Source organism: Chryseobacterium sp. UF-290, assembly GCF_058245615.1.
Genome location: NZ_JBSICB010000004.1, coordinates 285465 through 303388 on the forward strand (window position 1 = coordinate 285465; position 17924 = coordinate 303388).

17 protein-coding genes are annotated in these 17924 nt (G+C 36.9%); 11 read left to right on the plus strand and 6 right to left on the minus strand.

Features of this window, described 5'->3' with window-relative positions; translation table 11 throughout:
* The first annotated feature begins 319 nt into the window (after nucleotides 1-319).
* The 6 genes from AC4IF5_RS06855 (at nucleotide 320) to AC4IF5_RS06880 (ending at nucleotide 5884) form a co-directional block, all read left to right on the plus strand.
* Nucleotides 320-1108 carry a sensor histidine kinase gene (locus AC4IF5_RS06855; protein ID WP_490732915.1) on the plus strand — a complete coding sequence of 263 codons (789 nt, stop codon included), beginning with the start codon at nucleotides 320-322 and terminating at the stop codon, nucleotides 1106-1108.
* Nucleotides 1109-1228: 120 nt separating this feature from the next.
* Complete coding sequence (locus AC4IF5_RS06860) at nucleotides 1229-1555, plus strand: hypothetical protein (RefSeq protein WP_490732916.1); 327 nt, start codon at nucleotides 1229-1231, stop codon at nucleotides 1553-1555.
* Between the two features lie 29 nt (nucleotides 1556-1584).
* Nucleotides 1585-1899 (plus strand): hypothetical protein, encoded by a 315-nt coding sequence (locus AC4IF5_RS06865; protein WP_490732917.1) that lies wholly within the window; start codon nucleotides 1585-1587, stop codon nucleotides 1897-1899.
* A gap of 10 nt (nucleotides 1900-1909) precedes the next feature.
* Nucleotides 1910-3055 (plus strand): hypothetical protein, encoded by a 1146-nt coding sequence (locus AC4IF5_RS06870; RefSeq protein WP_490732919.1) that lies wholly within the window; start codon nucleotides 1910-1912, stop codon nucleotides 3053-3055.
* Nucleotides 3056-3223: 168 nt separating this feature from the next.
* On the plus strand, nucleotides 3224-4516 hold the full coding sequence (gene eno / locus AC4IF5_RS06875; protein ID WP_490732921.1) for a phosphopyruvate hydratase: 1293 nt from the start codon (nucleotides 3224-3226) through the stop codon (nucleotides 4514-4516).
* 81 nt (nucleotides 4517-4597) lie between these two features.
* Nucleotides 4598-5884: a citrate synthase gene (locus AC4IF5_RS06880; protein WP_490732923.1), complete on the plus strand. Its 1287-nt coding sequence runs from the start codon at nucleotides 4598-4600 to the stop codon at nucleotides 5882-5884.
* Between the two features lie 60 nt (nucleotides 5885-5944).
* On the opposite strand, the gene AC4IF5_RS06885 is transcribed toward AC4IF5_RS06880, so the two are convergent.
* On the minus strand, nucleotides 5945-6268 hold the full coding sequence (locus tag AC4IF5_RS06885) for a nuclear transport factor 2-like protein (protein ID WP_490732925.1): 324 nt from the start codon (nucleotides 6266-6268) through the stop codon (nucleotides 5945-5947).
* 18 nt (nucleotides 6269-6286) lie between these two features.
* Complete coding sequence (locus AC4IF5_RS06890; protein ID WP_490732927.1) at nucleotides 6287-7081, minus strand: SDR family oxidoreductase; 795 nt, start codon at nucleotides 7079-7081, stop codon at nucleotides 6287-6289.
* 119 nt (nucleotides 7082-7200) lie between these two features.
* Between AC4IF5_RS06890 and AC4IF5_RS06895 the strand changes: the two genes are divergently transcribed.
* Nucleotides 7201-7563, plus strand: coding sequence for a winged helix-turn-helix transcriptional regulator (locus tag AC4IF5_RS06895; RefSeq protein ID WP_490732929.1), 363 nt, complete (start codon nucleotides 7201-7203; stop codon nucleotides 7561-7563).
* 104 nt (nucleotides 7564-7667) lie between these two features.
* Here AC4IF5_RS06895 and AC4IF5_RS06900 read toward each other — a convergent pair whose 3' ends face one another.
* Nucleotides 7668-7832 (minus strand): hypothetical protein, encoded by a 165-nt coding sequence (locus tag AC4IF5_RS06900; RefSeq protein ID WP_490732931.1) that lies wholly within the window; start codon nucleotides 7830-7832, stop codon nucleotides 7668-7670.
* Between the two features lie 279 nt (nucleotides 7833-8111).
* On the opposite strand from AC4IF5_RS06900, the gene AC4IF5_RS06905 reads away from it, so the two are divergent.
* From AC4IF5_RS06905 to AC4IF5_RS06920, 4 genes are all read left to right on the plus strand, one after another.
* Nucleotides 8112-9026: a dimethylarginine dimethylaminohydrolase family protein gene (locus AC4IF5_RS06905; protein ID WP_490732933.1), complete on the plus strand. Its 915-nt coding sequence runs from the start codon at nucleotides 8112-8114 to the stop codon at nucleotides 9024-9026.
* Nucleotides 9027-9108: 82 nt separating this feature from the next.
* Entirely contained in the window at nucleotides 9109-9516 is a 408-nt protein-coding gene (locus AC4IF5_RS06910; protein WP_490732934.1) for a four helix bundle protein, read from the plus strand.
* 54 nt (nucleotides 9517-9570) lie between these two features.
* Entirely contained in the window at nucleotides 9571-10494 is a 924-nt protein-coding gene (ctlX, locus tag AC4IF5_RS06915; protein WP_490732936.1) for a citrulline utilization hydrolase CtlX, read from the plus strand.
* A 133-nt stretch (nucleotides 10495-10627) separates the two neighbouring features.
* A complete protein-coding gene (locus tag AC4IF5_RS06920) occupies nucleotides 10628-12382 on the plus strand; it encodes a discoidin domain-containing protein (protein ID WP_490732938.1) in 1755 nt (584 codons plus the stop codon).
* Nucleotides 12383-12431: 49 nt separating this feature from the next.
* On the opposite strand, the gene AC4IF5_RS06925 is transcribed toward AC4IF5_RS06920, so the two are convergent.
* The 3 genes from AC4IF5_RS06925 to AC4IF5_RS06935 form a co-directional block, all read right to left on the minus strand.
* Nucleotides 12432-13292, minus strand: a complete 861-nt coding sequence (locus AC4IF5_RS06925) for an alpha/beta hydrolase fold domain-containing protein (RefSeq protein ID WP_490732940.1) — start codon at nucleotides 13290-13292, stop codon at nucleotides 12432-12434.
* Between the two features lie 77 nt (nucleotides 13293-13369).
* Entirely contained in the window at nucleotides 13370-15622 is a 2253-nt protein-coding gene (locus AC4IF5_RS06930; RefSeq protein WP_490732942.1) for a TonB-dependent receptor domain-containing protein, read from the minus strand.
* Nucleotides 15623-15665: 43 nt separating this feature from the next.
* Entirely contained in the window at nucleotides 15666-17879 is a 2214-nt protein-coding gene (locus tag AC4IF5_RS06935) for a TonB-dependent receptor domain-containing protein (protein ID WP_490732944.1), read from the minus strand.
* Nucleotides 17880-17924 lie beyond the last annotated feature (45 nt).

The following is a 17924-nucleotide window of genomic DNA, read 5'->3' on the forward strand; positions in this document are numbered from 1 at the left end:
TTGTATTCCAAATTCCAAATAGTTTTGTTCAATTCAGTCCCGTAACTATAGCTCTTCTTCCATTATTTTATATTTTTGGAAGTATGGGATGGTTTACACACATTCTTACTCAGAGAATAGAGGGGTTAATTTTTGATAAAATGGCCTTTTGGATAAGCAGCGGTCTTTTAATATGGGGGGTGTTTTTTCTCTTCAGAGGATTACCAATGTACTATTTCAATAAGACAGATCCTCATTTTTTAGATGGAATTTCTAAAGTATTTACTATGATTAATATAATAACATATTCATTGTTTTTTCGTAGCTTGTTTTGTAAAGAATGAAGAACCTCCCTATAGAAATCAAAGTGGTCTATATCATTGCAATAACTGTAATGATGTTTTTTGTTGCATTTATCATTTTTGTTGTATTAATGTACAACAGAAAGCAGCTTCTATATCTCAAAGAAAAACAACTCAAAGAATCGGAGTATCAAAACCAGCTTCTTCAGAAAGAACTTGAAAAACAAAAATCAATAGAAAAAGAAAGAGAACGCATTTCCCATGATATGCATGATGATCTTGGTGCCGGGATTTCTGCATTGAAGCTTCAGGCAGAATTTCTAAAACAGAAAGCGGATGATGATGATCTGCTGAATGATATTGATGAACTGTTGAAAACTTCAGAAGAAATGAATCTTTCCATGCGAGAGATGCTTTGGAGCCTGAACTCAGGGAATGATACCCTGGGAAATTTTATTGATTACGCTGTACTTTATACCGGTAACTTTTTGAAAAAAACAAAAATAGTACTACATGCTGATGATGAAAATATTATTGCTGAAACTCCAATTTCTACAGAGTTAAGACGAAATTTATTTTTGTGTCTGAAAGAAGCCGTTAATAACGTTTACAAGCATAGTCATGCAGATCACCTCAAGCTTTCATTTTTTCAGGATAAAAATGTTTTTTCTATGAAAATTTCAGACAATGGAAAAGGAATTTCTGAAGATTGCTATGAAGGAAATGGCCTTCGGAATATGAAGCGGAGAATGGATGAGCTCAACGGGGATTGTAGAATTTTGTCTGAAAACCCAGGAACCAGTTTACTCTTCAAAATAATACTATAAATTATCCATAAACTTTTAGCAGCAGCATTTCTAATACTGCTGCTTTGTTTGATAATCACCCTTTTGTGTAATTGACAGGTATGTTTTTTAGAGGGAAATTTGATATATAAACTGAAAGCCATGAAAACTCTTATTAACAACAGCATTGAAGATCTGGAAGCGGCTTTAAAAAGCAACAGTGATCTTCAGGAGAAATTTAAAAGCAATCCTGTGGAAGCCATAAGAAATGTGGAAATAAGAAATCCTAAGGACACGGATTATTGGATCTACAGGATTATCGTGATTATGCTTGGGTTGGCAATTATGTCCATTATAGCAGGACTTATTCTTCTTTCCTTTTGGAGTGATGGGACTCCGGACAGTCAGTTGGTAACCATCTTTGCTACCATCTCATCAGGAGCTATAGGCGCCTTAGCCGGGCTTTTATCTCCTTCACCGAGAAAGTAAATAATAAATAACCTAAAAAACTATACATCATGAAAACAATAACATTGAATATTACAGTAACCGGTGGAACTTCAATTTTAGGAATTGTTTATAAAATTTTTAAAAAAGGCAGTACAGAACCTCTTTTTGAAAAAATAGAAAGTGGAACTTTTTCTGAAGAGTTTGAGCTTAAAAGAGGAGCAGAATATGATCTTTATATAATTGGTTCAAATCCATTATCACCAGATAGAAATACGAAAATAAAAATCGATGGAGATATCACACTTAGTGATGATTCTGATTTAAATCCCGCAAATAGAAAAGGTAATGGGTATTTATTAACTTATCATTTTGAAGTAAACTAAAACATGACTTATGAAAACATCAGCATATAAATTAGGGATTATTGTAGTTTTCTTTAATATAATATTGGGTTTTGCTCAGGATGGAGTTTTAGCCAAAAAGGATTTAAAATCAGAAAATCTTTATAATAAAATTGAAGAAACAAAATCAGGAAATTGGAAAGATGTGTTGACTGATTTTATGCAAGCTTCATTTAAAGGACTGGCAAGTGAAAATAAATCTTTTCAATTTAAAGCAAATATATTTTCATTGAGAGCTAAGGCTGATAGTACTCTATTAATTGACTATAATTATGCAAGTAAACGAGAAACCTTTTATAGAAACTTCCAGATACAAATAGGATTAAACCTTGACAATGATTATAAATTTAAGGGATTTAATTATGGATTTGATTGGGCGATCATTAATAAAAGAGACACAACCTTAGCAAATTTTGCCAGAGAAGAATATGAATCAGGTAAATACTTCGCCAAACTAAGTTCTGCTTTAATATTTGCTTTACAGAAATATAGAAACATAGCAACTTCTGAAAATTATCAAAAAATTGAGAAATTAGCAAAAGCTTCGATTGAAAAACAATATTACCTCCCCATAGATAACCTGCCGGAGGATTTTAAAAAGATATTGTTAGAAGAGCAAGATGGAATAGATGCTAAACAATTTTTAGATACTTTTCAAAATGAATTAGGAAGATTAAAAAGACGACCTTTACTAACTGTAGGATTCCATAGTAACTTTCAAAAAAACACAAAGTTTTTAGATGAGTTTGATGCAAATTTGGTTTATCTGCAGGGATTGAAATCTAAGAATGGAAAATTGGAAATTGACTTCCGGAATCAGTTTAGAGCAAAAGATAGTATCACGATATCTGTCATAAAAAGAAAAGAATTTTCATCACAATTAGGATTGAATATTTCAATTTGGGAAGCTAAAGAAAAATCTATAGTAGAACTTAAACCGAATTTTGAATATAAAAGGATAGTTTCAGGGTTGATGGATGAAGAAAAAAATGACCAATTCTTAGCCAATGCAGATTTAAGAATAAGAATTTTAAAAAACCTTTGGATTCCATTGATTTTAAAGTATGACATTAAAAACAATAATCTTTTTGGCTTCTTAAATGTTAGTTTTAATTTTGATGCAATGAAAAAGGAATAGTATCATTATTTCCCCATTTTAAATCTCTTTTGCTTCACAAAGAAATTGTAGAATTATCATAATATAAATTAACTAAAATTTAACTTGGAATTATTTCAAAAATATTGCCTGCAATACCCTTAAAAGTTAAATTTTGATTAAATTTGTCTAAACTAAAAAAAATAAAATATGAGTGCAATTTCTTATATAGAAGCAAGACAGATTTTAGATTCCAGAGGTAACCCTACGATTGAGGTAGATGTATTTACAGAAAGCGGGGCTATGGGCCGTGCCGCTGTACCTTCAGGAGCATCTACAGGAGAACACGAAGCGGTAGAATTACGTGACGGAGGTTCAGAATATCAAGGAAAAGGAGTTCTGAAAGCTGTTGAAAATGTAAAAGAAGTAATTGCAGAGAATTTAGTTGGGCAGCCGGTTTTCGAACAAAATTATATCGATCAGATTATGATTGATCTTGACGGAACGGCGAACAAAGGAAATCTTGGTGCTAATGCAATTCTTGGTGTTTCTTTAGCTGTAGCAAGAGCTGCCGCTGCAGAATTGAGAATGCCTCTTTATAAGTATGTAGGAGGAGTGAACGCAAACACACTTCCTGTTCCAATGATGAATGTCATCAACGGTGGATCTCACTCAGATGCTCCTATCGCATTCCAGGAATTTATGATCATGCCGGTAAAGGCAGATTCTTTCTCTCACGCATTGAGAAAAGGAACTGAAATTTTCCACAACCTTAAATCAATCCTTAAAGGAAGAGGTCTTTCTACAGCCGTAGGAGACGAGGGAGGTTTTGCCCCTACTTTCAACGGAACTGAAGATGCTTTGGATACATTACTTCAGGCGATCGAAAAGGCGGGTTACAAGCCTGGTGATGACATCATGCTGGCATTAGACTGCGCTGCTTCAGAATTCTATAAAGACGGGACTTACGATTACAGAAAATTTGAGGGTGACAAAGGAGCTCACAGATCAAGAGAAGAGCAGGTTTCTTACCTTGCTGAATTGGCGGCTAAATATCCAATCATTTCTATTGAAGACGGTATGCAGGAAGATGACTGGGAAGGATGGAAAATGTTAACGGATAAGATCGGTGACAGAGTACAGTTGGTAGGTGACGATTTATTTGTAACGAATGTAGACAGATTATCAAGAGGAGTAAAAGAAGGCATTGCCAACTCAATCCTTGTAAAAGTAAACCAGATCGGCTCTCTTTCTGAAACAATGGCAGCAGTACAAATGGCTCAGAACAATAAATTTACTTCAGTAATGTCTCACAGATCAGGAGAAACTGAAGATTCTACTATCGCTGACCTGGCAGTTGCTATGAACTGCGGACAGATCAAAACAGGTTCTGCTTCAAGATCAGACAGAATGGCTAAATACAACCAGTTATTGAGAATTGAAGAAGCTCTTGGCGAAACAGCGATTTTCCCGGGTTTAGAAGCATTTAAAATTAAAAGATAATTGAATTTATAAATAACGGCAAGCGATAATTTTTGTTTGCCGTATTTTATGGAAAGTAGTATATTTAAAAAAAAATAAATAATGTCAGACAACAAAGTAATATTGAATTACGCAGGTAATTCATATGAATATCCAATCGTGGATAGTACTATCGGAGACAGAGGGATTGATATTTCAAAATTAAGAGACCAGACAGGTTTAATCACTCTGGATTTAGGTTACAAAAATACAGGAGCTACCATCAGCGACATCACTTACTTAGACGGAGATAAAGGAGAATTATTCTACAGAGGGTATCCAATCGAGCAAATCGCCGAAAAATCAAACTTCACAGAAGTAATGTATCTTTTATTACATGGAGAGCTCCCTACTCAAGATCAGTTTAATTCCTTTGAACACAACATTAAAAAATATAACTTCATCGCAGATGAGATGAAAAAGATCATTGATGTTTTTCCTCGTTCTGCTCACCCTATGGGAGTTTTATCTTCTCTAACATCTGCTTTGACAGCTTTCAACCCGAAAGCCGTTAACGTAAACTCTAAAGAAGAAATGGATCACGCTGCTGAGCTGATGATCGCTAAGTTCTCTCACCTTTGTGCTTGGACTTACAGAAAAACTCAAGGTTTACCATTAAACCATGGTGACAATAACCTGAACTATGTAGAGAACTTCTACAAAATGGCATTCAGATTACCAAACGCTGATTTCGAAATGGATCCGGTAGTTGTCAATGCGCTGGATAAATTATTGATCCTTCATGCTGACCACGAACAAAACTGTTCTACTTCTACAGTAAGAATGGTAGGCTCTGCGCATACAGGACTTTTTGCTTCTATCTCTGCCGGAGTATCTGCACTTTGGGGACCACTTCACGGTGGTGCTAACCAGGCTGTAATCGAAATGCTTGAACTTATCGAGCAGGATGGTGGTGACGTATCTAAATATGTTGCTAAAGCAAAAGATAAAAATGATAACTTCCGTCTAATGGGATTCGGACACAGAGTTTACAAAAACTTCGACCCAAGAGCGAAGATCATCAAGAAAGCTGCTGACGATATCCTTAAAGCTTTAGGAATCCAGGATAAAGCTCTTGACATTGCAATGCAATTAGAAAGAGTAGCTCTTGAGGATGATTACTTCGTAGAAAGAAAATTATATCCAAACGTTGACTTCTATTCAGGTATCATCTACAGAGCATTAGGAATTCCTACAGAAATGTTTACAGTAATGTTTGCATTAGGAAGACTACCGGGATGGATCTCTCAGTGGAAAGAAATGAGATTGAAAGGAGACCCGATCGGAAGACCAAGACAGGTTTACCAAGGAGCTCCACAAAGAAATTATATCGATATTACAAACAGATAATCTCTGTTTCTATCATATTAAAATCCCAAAGCTTGCTTTGGGATTTTTTGTTGTTTGAAGTTAGTAGGTGATGACTAAAGCGGCAATGACATTGTCCTCAATCCGGAAATGAAACTTCAGCATCACCGGGCTGCCATCGAAAGAACCGGAAATATTGATTTTTAGAATAGTGGTTGTATCCTCTGTTGAAAAATCTGTTACCTCAAACAAGGTTTTATATTCACTGTTGGTTTCCTCATTCCATTGTTTTATTTCCTCTCTTCCTTTATAGATTTTTCCTTCATCAAAAATCAGTGCATTATCTGAAAAGCAACGAGAAAAAGAGGTGCTGTCAAAAAGTTCCTGGGCTTTTAAGAGGTCTTTTAAAATCTTGGGTAAATTCATATTGATAGTTTTAAATGATTAAATAGTAGGAATGGTGCCGCCATCGATTATATATTCGGTTCCTGTTAAATATTGGGCTCTTGGAGAAACTAAAAATCCTACAAATTCCGCAATATCTTCGGGCTGTGCAGGTTTACCGATAGGAATTCCGCCCAAGGCATCCATAACGCTTTGGGTCGCTTCTTCAATAGTGATTTTTGAGCTTTCAGCAATACGTTCCATCATTCTGGTGGCAGAAGCTGTCATGATCCAGCCCGGAGAAACAGTGAGAACACGGATCCCTTTTGGAGAAACTTCTTTTGATAAACCTTTACTGTAATTGATTAAGCCGGCTTTGGCGGCAGCATAGGGTAATGTGGAATCAAACAGAGGCAATCTCCCCTGAATGGAAGCAATATGAATGATGACCCCATGTCTGCGCTCCAGCATCTGTGGGAGAAATCCTCTGTCTAATCGGACGGGCGCGAGAAGATTAGTCTGAAGCGTGTTCTCCCAATCCTCATCACTCAGGATGGCAAAACCACCACCCGGTGTTTCCGATCCTCCTAGTGTATTAATCAGAATATCCAGCCCGCCAAAAGATGAAAGAACCTCTTTTACCAATTTTTCAGTTTCTTCAGGCAGACTCAGGTCTGCTGCGATGAAATGAAGTTTTTCATGGATATGTTCGGGCTGATTTCTCGCAGTGACAATTACAGTTGCTCCTGCCATTAATAATCTTTCGGCGATAGCTTTCCCTGTTCCTTTGGTTCCGCCGGTTACCAGAGCAATTTTATCTGATAATTCGTTGTTGAAATTAAATGGATCTGTCATTTCTTTTTTGTACAAATTTCAGGAGTATGTCACGCTCATACAAGTACGGGGTTACGAATCATATAGGGATAAATTAATCCCCTATTGCGGTTTTTGTGTCATTGCGTTACTTTTGTTTTATGTATGAAAGAAAAATTCCACCCAAACTGGACTGCGGGCTTGATTTGATTGCAGAAGTACTTTATGGTAAATGGAAAATCCGTTTGCTGTGGTTCATCAATGAAGGATTTCAGAGGCCAAGTGAGCTGCAGCGTAAAATTCCTGATGCCTCACGCAGAGTTTTGAATGTACAGCTGAAAGAACTGGAAGAGCATGATCTTGTCACCAAGAAAATTTATCCTGTAGTGCCTCCGAAAGTAGAATATAGCCTTACGGAATTTGGGAAGACACTAATTCCTGCAATTACCGTGCTGGGAAAATGGGGAGATGATCACGAAGAATATTTACGGACGCTGATTTTAAAGAGACTTGAAATCAGATAAGATTGATATTTGTGCAGCCCGGATTATTAAACCAGACTATCTGCCAGATCAAAGAAAATAAGACAATATAAAAAAACCTGCTTGAAAAGCAGGTTCTTAATTTATTATGGACAGTGGCATCTGTCACATGTCCAGATATAACATACTCCATTCTCATCCCACTCACAGCATCTTCTGCCGGTTGAGATAGGGGCTCCTCCCATAAGGGATTTTTGTTGCTCTCTTCCTAATTTTTGTGCATTTTTCAGCACGGAATTGTTCTTGTTCATGACTTTGTTTTTTGATGTTAATAGTAAAGTTTTAGTAATATAATTTCTCGAGAATTATATCACTAATATATGAAATTGTTTTTGTTTTTCACTCTGTTTTTTATTCTTATGTAGATGAAATAGAGTAAGTTGTAGATGGTTATTAAACTTTATAACGTACTTTTTGTTAAAAAATATTAAAAACTGCTGCTGGAAACGGTCAAATTTCATACATAAAATAATCCAAAAGTTTTCTAGGTAGAGACCTTTACTTATATTTGTAGTATTGCATAAATCTTTATGAGACTAAACATTAAAAACGAAACGGGAAGGCTGAGGTCAGTAGTGCTAGGCCAGCCTAATTCATTGGGACCGGTTCCCACATTAGAAGAAAGCTATGACGCCAAGTCATATTACTCAATCGAACACAATATTTATCCTAAAGAAGAGGATATTATCAATGAAATGAACGCTTTTGAAGCAGTTCTGAAAAAATATGACGTTGAAGTACTGCGCCCAAGCATTATAGAAGACTATAATCAGGTTTTTTCAAGAGATGTAGCCTTTGTGATTGATGATAAAATGATCATTTCCAATGTAATCGCTGATAGAGCAGATGAGCAGGAAGCCTACAAAAGCGTTTTTGAAAAAGTAGCCTGGAGAAAAATTATCAATCTTCCGGAAACAGCCCATATAGAAGGGGGAGATGTGATCGTATGGAATGATTTCCTTTTCATAGGAACCTGCTTCAGTGAAGATTACAGAAACTACAAAACGGCGAGAACTAACGAATATGCCATTGAAATTTTAAAAGAATATTTTCCGAAAAAAAGAATCATCGATCTTGAGCTGAAGAAAAATGATAAAGTTCCGTATGAGGGAATTTTGCATCTGGACTGTACGTTCAATCCGGTGGGAGAAGACAAATGTATCATTTACAAAAACGGATTTGTAGACGAAAGTGATTACCGTCTGATCATTGATATTTTTGGAGAAGAAAACTGCTTCCACATCAATGATGAGGAAATGTTTGAAATGTTCCCGAATATTTTCTCCATATCTCCGGAGATTGTGGTTTCCGATAAAGCGTTCACCAGAATGAACGACCACTTAAGAAACGAATGGGGAATGACGGTAGAGGAAATTCCTTACAGAGAGATCTCTAAAATGGGAGGCTTATTAAGATGCTCAACAATGCCCCTTGTAAGAGAATAATGGAGTAGGAGAGTTTTTGGGTTTGAGAGTGAGAGCGTTGATGTGTTTGAGTATTTTTTTTATTTTAAATAAATATTAGTGTATGTCAACGATTAAATTTCATCAGGACTTAAAAGTTTATCAAAAATCATTTGAATCAGCCCGACTGATTTATGAACTCTCAAAATCTTTTCCAAAAGAAGAGCTTTATTCTCTTACGGACCAAATAAGAAGATCATCAAGATCTGTGACGGCGAATATTAGCGAAGCTTGGGGAAAAAGAAAATATGAAAAATCCTTCATAGCTAAACTTACAGACTCAGAAGGAGAAGCAAGAGAAACCCAAACATGGCTTCAGTTTGCGCTTGCCTGTAATTATATGAATGAAGAGCAATATGATCATTTGCACAAACAATATAACCAAATAATAGGAATGTTAGTTAATATGATGAGTCAGTCAGAAAAGTGGTGTTCATTTTCTCAGATTAATAAAGAAGAGAATAATTTGTAACCGTTGTCAATACTCTCAAACTCTCATACACTAACACCTTCAAACTTATAAAAAATGCAGACAACAGATACAGTACTAATGATAGAGCCGATCGCATTCGGTTACAACGCAGAAACTGCGAAAAACAATTACTTTCAGGTGGAGCAGACAGGTTCAGATATCCAGTCAAAGGCTTTGGCTGAGTTCAATACCTTTGTCGGAAAACTGAGAGAAAAGGGAATCAATGTTATTACAATTAAAGATACATTAGATCCTCATACGCCCGATTCTATTTTCCCCAACAACTGGGTAAGTTTCCACAGAGATGGGAAAGTGGTGCTATACCCAATGTTTGCATCAAACAGAAGAGTAGAAAGAAGGGATGATATTATTGAAAGCATCAAAGGTCAGGGATTCGAGGTCGCAGAGATCGATGACTGGTCATTCCCTGAAACGCAGGGACATTTCCTGGAAGGAACAGGAAGTATGATCTTCGATCACGATAATAAGATCGCTTATGGTTCCGTTTCTTTGAGGCTTGACGAAAACTTATTCAGGGAATTTTGTGACAAATATGGTTTTACCCCTGTGGTTTTCCATTCATATCAGACAGTAGGATCAGAAAGACTTCCTATCTATCATACCAATGTAATGATGTGTGTGGCGGATAAGTTTGTGGTAATCTGCCTGGATTGTATCGATGATGAGCTGGAAAGAGAGAAAGTAATAGAAATCATCAAGAACTCAGGAAAAGAGATCATAGAAATTTCCGAGGAACAAATGCAGCAGTTTGCAGGAAATATGCTTCAGGTCCAAAATAAAGATGGGGAAAAGTTCCTGGTAATGAGCCAGACAGCTTACCAGTCATTAACCGCTGAACAGGTGGCCGCCATCGAAAAATATTGCGGAATTATCTATTCGGATCTGAATACAATCGAAGTAAACGGAGGAGGAAGCGCAAGATGTATGCTTGCCGAAGTTTTTCTTCCAAAAAAATAATAAAAACAATATGTTAAATAATGTATCCGGCCTTTATTCAGCGCCGGATTTTTTATCCATGTGATTGATGGTTTTATCTGGAGGAAACCGAAAAAAGTTAATTAACTTTGTCCTGAATGTTTAAAATCTAAAAATGAGACAATATTTTTTATCATTAGCAATTCTCCTCGGAATATTTGTGGGAGGACAGCAGAAGACTTTCTGCAATCCTATCAATATAGATTATGGCTATACCCCTTTTGAAGTTTTCTCCAAACAAGGGAAGCATCGTGCTACAGCTGATCCGGTGATTGTCAATTTTAAAAATAAACTTTTTCTTTTCTCCACAAACCAGGAAGGATACTGGTATAGTGATGATATGCTGGACTGGAAGTTTGTAAAAAGGAAATTTCTCAGAGATAATAAATATATTCATGACCTCAATGCTCCGGCAGTCTGGGCGATGAAAGATACTCTTTACGTTTACGGATCTACCTGGGAGCAGGATTTTCCAATTTGGAAAAGTACAAATCCTACCAAAGACGATTGGAAAATAGCGGTAGACACGTTAAAAGTAGGAGCGTGGGACCCTGCATTCCACTATGATGAAGATAAAAATAAACTTTATCTGTACTGGGGCTCCAGCAATGAATGGCCTTTATTGGGAACCGAAGTAAAAGTAAAAACACTTCAGTCTGAAGGTTTCGTAAAACCGATCATCAAACTAAAGCCTGAAGACCATGGCTGGGAAAGATTTGGGGAATATAATGACAATGTATTCCTTCAGCCTTTTGTAGAAGGGGCATGGATGACGAAGTACAACGGAAAATATTATATGCAGTATGGCGCTCCTGCTACGGAGTTCAGCGGATATTCAGATGGAGTATACGTCAGTAAAAATCCTTTAGAAGGCTTTGAATACCAGCAGCACAATCCATTTTCCTATAAACCGGGAGGCTTTGCAAGAGGTGCGGGACATGGAGCTACCTTTGAAGATAACTATAAAAACTGGTGGCATGTTTCAACCATATTTATTTCCACTAAAAATAATTTTGAAAGAAGACTCGGGATCTGGCCTGCAGGTTTTGACAAGGATGATGTGATGTACTGTAATACCGCTTATGGAGATTATCCTACCTACCTTCCACAGTTTGCACAGGGGAAAGATTTTACAAAAGGGCTTTTTGCGGGATGGATGCTGCTGAACTATAATAAACCTGTTCAGGTTTCATCTACCTTGGGAAGCTATCAGCCTAATTTTGCCGTAGATGAGGATATCAAAAGCTACTGGAGCGCGAAAACAGGAAATTCGGGGGAATGGTTTCAAACAGATCTTGGTGAAGTATCTACGATTAATGCCATTCAGATCAATTATGCGGATCAGGATGCAGAATTCATGGGCAAAACCCTGGGAAAAATGCATCAGTATAAAATTTACGGATCAAATGATGGAAAAAAGTGGAATGTAATCGTTGATAAAAGCAGGAATACAAAAGATGTACCCCATGATTATATTGAGCTGGAAAAACCTGCCAGAGCAAGATTCCTGAAAATGGAAAACCTGAAAATGCCTACGGGAAAATTTGCATTGAGTGGCTTCAGAGTATTCGGAAAAGGAGCCGGGGAAAAGCCTAAAAAGGTAGAAGGATTTGTCCCTCTCAGAGCTGATGCCAAAAAATATGGGGAGAGAAGAAGCATTTGGATGAAATGGCAGCAGAATTCAGAAGCTGATGGCTATGTGATCTATTGGGGAAAATCTCCGGACAAATTATACGGAAGCATTATGGTATATGGAAAGAATGAATATTTCTTTACAGGAGCAGACAGGGCGGATGCCTATTATTTCCAGATCGAAGCTTTCAATGCCAATGGAATATCTGAAAGGACAGAAATTGTAAAATCCGAATAAATACTACGAATAAGATAGAATGTAGCACACTTTGACAGGTCAAGGTGTGCTATTTTTTATCAACCTGTTTCAGGAATGTTTCCATTTTATCTATCAGGAATGTGCTGTTTGGCTTTTTATCCCAATCCAGATGTCCTCCGTTGAATTGATAAGATTCATGAATAATATTATTTTTACTCAAAATAGAATCCAGGATCCGTTCCTGTGTCATAGGAATCACCCGGTCTGTTTTTCCGTAATAGGATAATGTAGGAGGAGTGTTCTTTGTAATCCAATGTACCGGACTGACAAAATTAACGGCTGAGGTACCTGTAGGAAGAGCTCTGGGATCGACCAGATGTTTTTCCACAAAAGAATAATCTTCATAGGCTTTAAAGCCTGGGTCTGAAAGATCAGTGGGACCCACAATATTGATCACAGCTTTTACATTTTTATCAGGACCAGCCTGATAAGCATAAAGCATAGATAAGTGCCCGCCGGCACTATTCCCCATAAGGATCAGTCTGGGATTGTAATTCAATTTCTTTTTAATAAACGCCGCTACGCTTTGAATGTCATCCATTTGGTTAGGCATTCCATATTGAATTCCTGAAGCCAGTCTGTAATTCATATTGATAAAAATATAATCAGGAAATCTCTGCATTATTGAGAAAGTGAAAAAGGTCAGCTGTGATTTATTTCCACTACGCCAGCCTCCACCATGAATGATAATAAAGACGTCTCTCATTGAGGTTTCTTTTTTATGAGGAATATATAAGTCCAAAATCTGCTCAGGGCTATCCCCGTATCGCATATTTTCCTCTTTGTCAAAAATGATAGTATCACCCAATGTTATCTTTTTTTCTTTACAGGCTGTCAGCAAAGAAAATAAAGTGAGCAGAGCAGTAATAATGATCAAATTTTTTTTCATTCCCATAAAGATAGAAAACCCACTGATTTTTCAGTGGGTTTCATAATAAAAATAATTGAATATGAAGAAAGATAACTTTATCTTGTTCTGCTTTTGATGGCGTCAGAAGCACCGTCGATGTCCCTTACTTTTTTCACTTTCTGGTTTCCGAAGTTGTAGGTAAGGCTTACCATTAAGTTTCTGTTGTAGCGGTTCTGATGGATGTAATTATAATTTCCGTTAGCCTGATAATCTTCAATCTTAATAATATTGGTATTAAGAACATCATTCACATTGACAGCAAAGGTCCAGTCGTTCCATATTTTCTTTATGCTGAGATCCAGACTCATTAAACTTTTCAACAGTCCAAGCTCAATCTGCTGCTTATCCACAAAGAAATAATTGACTCCAAAGAACCAGGTTTTCTTTTTATCAAGACGAATGGTGTTGCTGGTCTGGATCAAAAGGCTGGTAGAATTGTTTTTGTTGGTGTATACTATATATTCCCCTTGTTCATTTTTGAACCGGTCTCCTGTAGTAGGATCAGTATCAAGGCTTCCGTTGTTGATATTGTGCTGTACTCCGATATTGAAGTTCGTTGTCCAGTATTGTTTGAAGAATGACTTCTGAAGACCAATCATTGCGGACATTTCCTGCTTGTTCCCGAAATTGGTTCTGATATATCTCAATACCGGATTATTTCCTACAGTACCGTCAGGCGAAACCGGATACCCCTGTAACGGAACCTGGGTAATAGCGTCCTGAATGTAGGAATGGTTTAAAATCAGGAAGTATGAATTCTTGTACATATAGGTAAGCTCCTGGTTGTAAGTGGAAGATGCTTTTACAAATGGGTTGTTCTGGGTGTAATTATCATCTGTCAGAATATTTTTCACCGGATTAAGCTCCCAGAAGCTTGGCCTTCTCATTCTGCTCGAAAAGGAATAAGAAATATTGTTTTTATCATTGATCGCATAATTAACACTTAAATAAGGAAGGAAATTTTTGTAATTTCTTTCAATCTTTTTAAGGGCTTCAGTAGGTGCATTATCAGAAGTTCCAAGACTGTTTGTAATTTCATATCTGGCTCCTACTTTTCCCGAAAGCTTATCTGACAGCTTTTTTTCAACGGTTAAGTACATACCGTAGATATTTTCATCATAGATAAAGTGGTTGGGCCTTGCGTCCGGATCTTTCACAGGATCAAAAGAATAAGTAATGTTTTTAGAATCGTTGTCTGTTTTTGTTTTGTTATAATTTCCGCCAACTGAAACCGTCAGATCATTTTTAAACTTTTGAATATAATCCACCATTCCGGAGAAGTTATTGATGATCTGTGGCAGGTCCTGCAGCACCTGTGTCGTCCTTTTTCCCAATCCCATATTCATATCTGATATAAAGGTCTGGTTATCTGTATACTGAAATCTTCTATAGTTCAGGTAGGCTGCATTCATATTCAATTTACTTCCCAGAGAATCTGTTTTTAACTCATAATTTAAATTCAGGGAGTTGTTATAGGATCTTGCATCTTCCTTGTTTTTGGACCATGTATATTTTGTATCTGCTCCATTTTTAATGGTATTAAACAGATCTACCGTTGAATTGTAGCTTTTATTGGCCCATGTATTCCAGGATAAGGCAAGATTACTTTTATCATTCAGCTGGTAATCGATGTTCAGATAACCTCCGATATTTTTGTTCGGATCATTAATATCACCTGTAGATTCATTGGAAGTAGTGGCGGTACCGTTTCTTAAAGTGTAGGTTTGCGGGTCAATATTTTCACCACCGCTCAGACTGGCACTGACTCCCAGCTTATCTTTTCTGTAATTGGCAGAAAAGCTGGCCTGGCTTCCGTTGAATTTATTGGTGCTATTAGACATTCTCATGTTTCCGTTGAAGCCGTCACTCATCTTTTTCTTTAAAATGATATTGATGATCCCATCAGATGATTCCACCTGATACTCACTTCCGGGAACCGTGATAACCTCAATTTTCTGAATGTTCTCAGCCGGAGTATTTTTCAGGAACTGAACCAGAGACTCAGCATCCATATTGGTTTTTCTTCCGTTGATATAAATTAAAGCATTGTTCTTTCCTGCGATTTTCAGAGTTTTATCATCCGTTGATGACAATAGCGGGGTTTGCTTCAGAAGGTCAAAAGTGGTATTTCCCTTGGCAACAGGAGACGCTGCGACATCATATACAAAACGGTCGCTTTGCTTTTTGAATACCTGCTTCGTCAGGGTGATTCCTTCTATATTTTTTGTTTTTGCCGTATCAGACTTCTTCTCCTGGGCAAAAGCGCAGGTCCCGAATATGATTACCATTGACAAAAGGATACGTTTCATGTCTGTTTGTTTAAAAGTGGTTGAAGTGGTAAATTTTTATAGATCAGGTTCTTGATTTTACAGCGTCGTTGGCTGATTTCATTTCCCTTGCTTTTTTCAGTTTCTGATTCCCGAAATTATAGGTAGCCCCTATATTCAGTAGTCTTGGATAGTTGAAATTGGTTATATTATTATATTTTCCATTAGGCTGTGTTCCGTTGACCCGATAATAGCTTTGATTGAATAGATCATTAACTTCCGCTACAATAGTCCAGTCACCTGCAATTTTCTTCAGGCTGAGATCGAAACTTTGTCTTGCACCTATTACCCCTCCTTCCATGGCGACTTTACTTGCAAAAAAGTAATTAACACCCAGAAACCAGTCTTTTTTGGAAGAAAGCCGAACGGTATTGTTGATCGTCGCAGATATATTGTAGTTTTTAACATCAATAATATATGGATCCACTACTTCGGTTTCTCCCGGAACCGGTATAGACGTAGGATCTTCCCATACCCCGCCTTTGTAGGTAACATACCCTAAATTAACAGAATAGTTGGTGGTCCATATGTCTTTGAACCAGGACTTGTTCATTCCAAGAGTTAAGCTAAGTTCCCTGTTGTTTCCGTAATTGGTTCTTATATATCTGAGAAACCTTGTTGTTTCCATGTCGGAGGTTGTTACAGTTCCCTGTAAAGGAAGCAGGTCAGAAGCAGCGGCGTCTTCTACCATATTAAAGCTAAGATTGGCATAGAAGGCATTTTTGTACATATAGTTCAGCTCCTGGTTATAAAATTTGGATGCCAGTATAAAAGGATTGTTCTGAGTATAGTTTGTAGGAGTGAAATACGTTCTGGAAGGATTCAGTTCCCAAAATCTCGGTCTTCGGATCCTGCTGGAAAAAGTATAGCTAAGATTGTGGTCAGAATTGATCGCATAATTTAAATTCAGATAAGGTAACAGATTATTATAATTCCTCTCAAATCCTGTTTTATCCAGAATATCTCCGGTACTTCTGGTCATTTCATAACGGGCACCTGCTTTTCCGGATAACTTTTCAGTCAGTTTTCTTTCATAGTTGAGATAGATTCCCAGGATATTTTCTTTATAAATGAAATGATTGGTCTGGTTTGGATCTATTATAAACTCACCATTCTGGAGCTTGTCCTGTCTTGTATCATTATCCGTATTGGTGTGATTGTAGCTGATTCCCATAAGCCATGTTGCTCCTTTAGGTGTTTTTTTCAGATAATCTATATTGGCTGCATAGTTATTGATGATCTGCGGTACAGATTGATGCAGGGCTGAATATTTGTTATCAGGATCATTGTCTAAGGGGAAACTTTCATTAAAGCTCACTTTATCACGATTGAACCATAGATATGAAACATTTGAGGTAAGTTTACTGCCTATAGAATCTGTTTTTATCTCATAATTTAAATTGAAAGAATGGTTTCTTGTTTGCGCATCCTCATTATTTACGGTTCTGTTGGTCAAAGCTCCGTTTTGCCAGTTGGTTATATCCAGAATAGAATTGAAGCTTTTATTGTATCTCATATTATAAGAGAATCCAAGACTATGTTTCTTATTGATTTCATAATCAATATTAAAGCCTCCGCCGTAGTTTTTGTTTGGATCATCATTGTATCCGTATGACTCATTCCTGAAAGTAGGATCCCCGTTAGACAAAGTATATTTTTGTCTTTCTGTCCAGCTTCCTGTTCTGAAATTTGAGGTGCCGGACCATTTACCCTGTCTGAAATTAAAGGAAGCTCCGGCTGAAGGGTTGTTATAGTAGCCTTGCTCATTAAGCATCTTAATGGTTCCGTTGTAGCCATTATTTTTATTCTTTTTCATGACAATATTGATCACCCCTTCCTTAGATTCTACCTGAAATTCACTTCCGGGGACCGTAATCACCTCAATTTTCTGGATGTCTTCTGATGGAGTAGACTTCAGCATTTCGATTAATGCCTCAGAATCCATATTCGTTTTTTTATTGTTGATATAAATAACCGCGTCAGATTTACCGAGGATCTTCAACGTTCTTCCGTCTATACTGGAAACCATTGGAGTCTGTTTCAAAAGGTTGAATGTATTAGTCCCTTTAGCGATAGGAGAAGAAGCCACATCGTAAACTAACCGGTCTCCCTGTTTTTTGAAAACCTGTTTCTTGATATTGACTGCCTCAATACTATTAACCTTCAAGCTGTCTTTTTTCTGCTGGGCAGTAATGAGGCCACTGAAAAATAGGGCAGCAATGAGAATTTGAGTTTTCATAATTATTATTTTTTAATTAATAGCTTGTATGGTTTGTTATTTAAC

Bases quoted from the DNA above. Each gene is read 5' to 3' on its own strand.
- AC4IF5_RS06855 (WP_490732915.1), top strand. From the start codon at position 320: ATGAAGAACCTCCCTATAGAAATCAAAGTGGTCTATATCATTGCAATA.
- AC4IF5_RS06860 (WP_490732916.1), top strand. From the start codon at position 1,229: ATGAAAACTCTTATTAACAACAGCATTGAAGATCTGGAAGCGGCTTTA.
- AC4IF5_RS06865 (WP_490732917.1), top strand. From the start codon at position 1,585: ATGAAAACAATAACATTGAATATTACAGTAACCGGTGGAACTTCAATT.
- AC4IF5_RS06870 (WP_490732919.1), top strand. From the start codon at position 1,910: ATGAAAACATCAGCATATAAATTAGGGATTATTGTAGTTTTCTTTAAT.
- eno (WP_490732921.1), top strand. From the start codon at position 3,224: ATGAGTGCAATTTCTTATATAGAAGCAAGACAGATTTTAGATTCCAGA.
- AC4IF5_RS06880 (WP_490732923.1), top strand. From the start codon at position 4,598: ATGTCAGACAACAAAGTAATATTGAATTACGCAGGTAATTCATATGAA.
- AC4IF5_RS06885 (WP_490732925.1), bottom strand. From the start codon at position 6,268: ATGAATTTACCCAAGATTTTAAAAGACCTCTTAAAAGCCCAGGAACTT.
- AC4IF5_RS06890 (WP_490732927.1), bottom strand. From the start codon at position 7,081: ATGACAGATCCATTTAATTTCAACAACGAATTATCAGATAAAATTGCT.
- AC4IF5_RS06895 (WP_490732929.1), top strand. From the start codon at position 7,201: ATGTATGAAAGAAAAATTCCACCCAAACTGGACTGCGGGCTTGATTTG.
- AC4IF5_RS06900 (WP_490732931.1), bottom strand. From the start codon at position 7,832: ATGAACAAGAACAATTCCGTGCTGAAAAATGCACAAAAATTAGGAAGA.
- AC4IF5_RS06905 (WP_490732933.1), top strand. From the start codon at position 8,112: ATGAGACTAAACATTAAAAACGAAACGGGAAGGCTGAGGTCAGTAGTG.
- AC4IF5_RS06910 (WP_490732934.1), top strand. From the start codon at position 9,109: ATGTCAACGATTAAATTTCATCAGGACTTAAAAGTTTATCAAAAATCA.
- ctlX (WP_490732936.1), top strand. From the start codon at position 9,571: ATGCAGACAACAGATACAGTACTAATGATAGAGCCGATCGCATTCGGT.
- AC4IF5_RS06920 (WP_490732938.1), top strand. From the start codon at position 10,628: ATGAGACAATATTTTTTATCATTAGCAATTCTCCTCGGAATATTTGTG.
- AC4IF5_RS06925 (WP_490732940.1), bottom strand. From the start codon at position 13,292: ATGAAAAAAAATTTGATCATTATTACTGCTCTGCTCACTTTATTTTCT.
- AC4IF5_RS06930 (WP_490732942.1), bottom strand. From the start codon at position 15,622: ATGAAACGTATCCTTTTGTCAATGGTAATCATATTCGGGACCTGCGCT.
- AC4IF5_RS06935 (WP_490732944.1), bottom strand. From the start codon at position 17,879: ATGAAAACTCAAATTCTCATTGCTGCCCTATTTTTCAGTGGCCTCATT.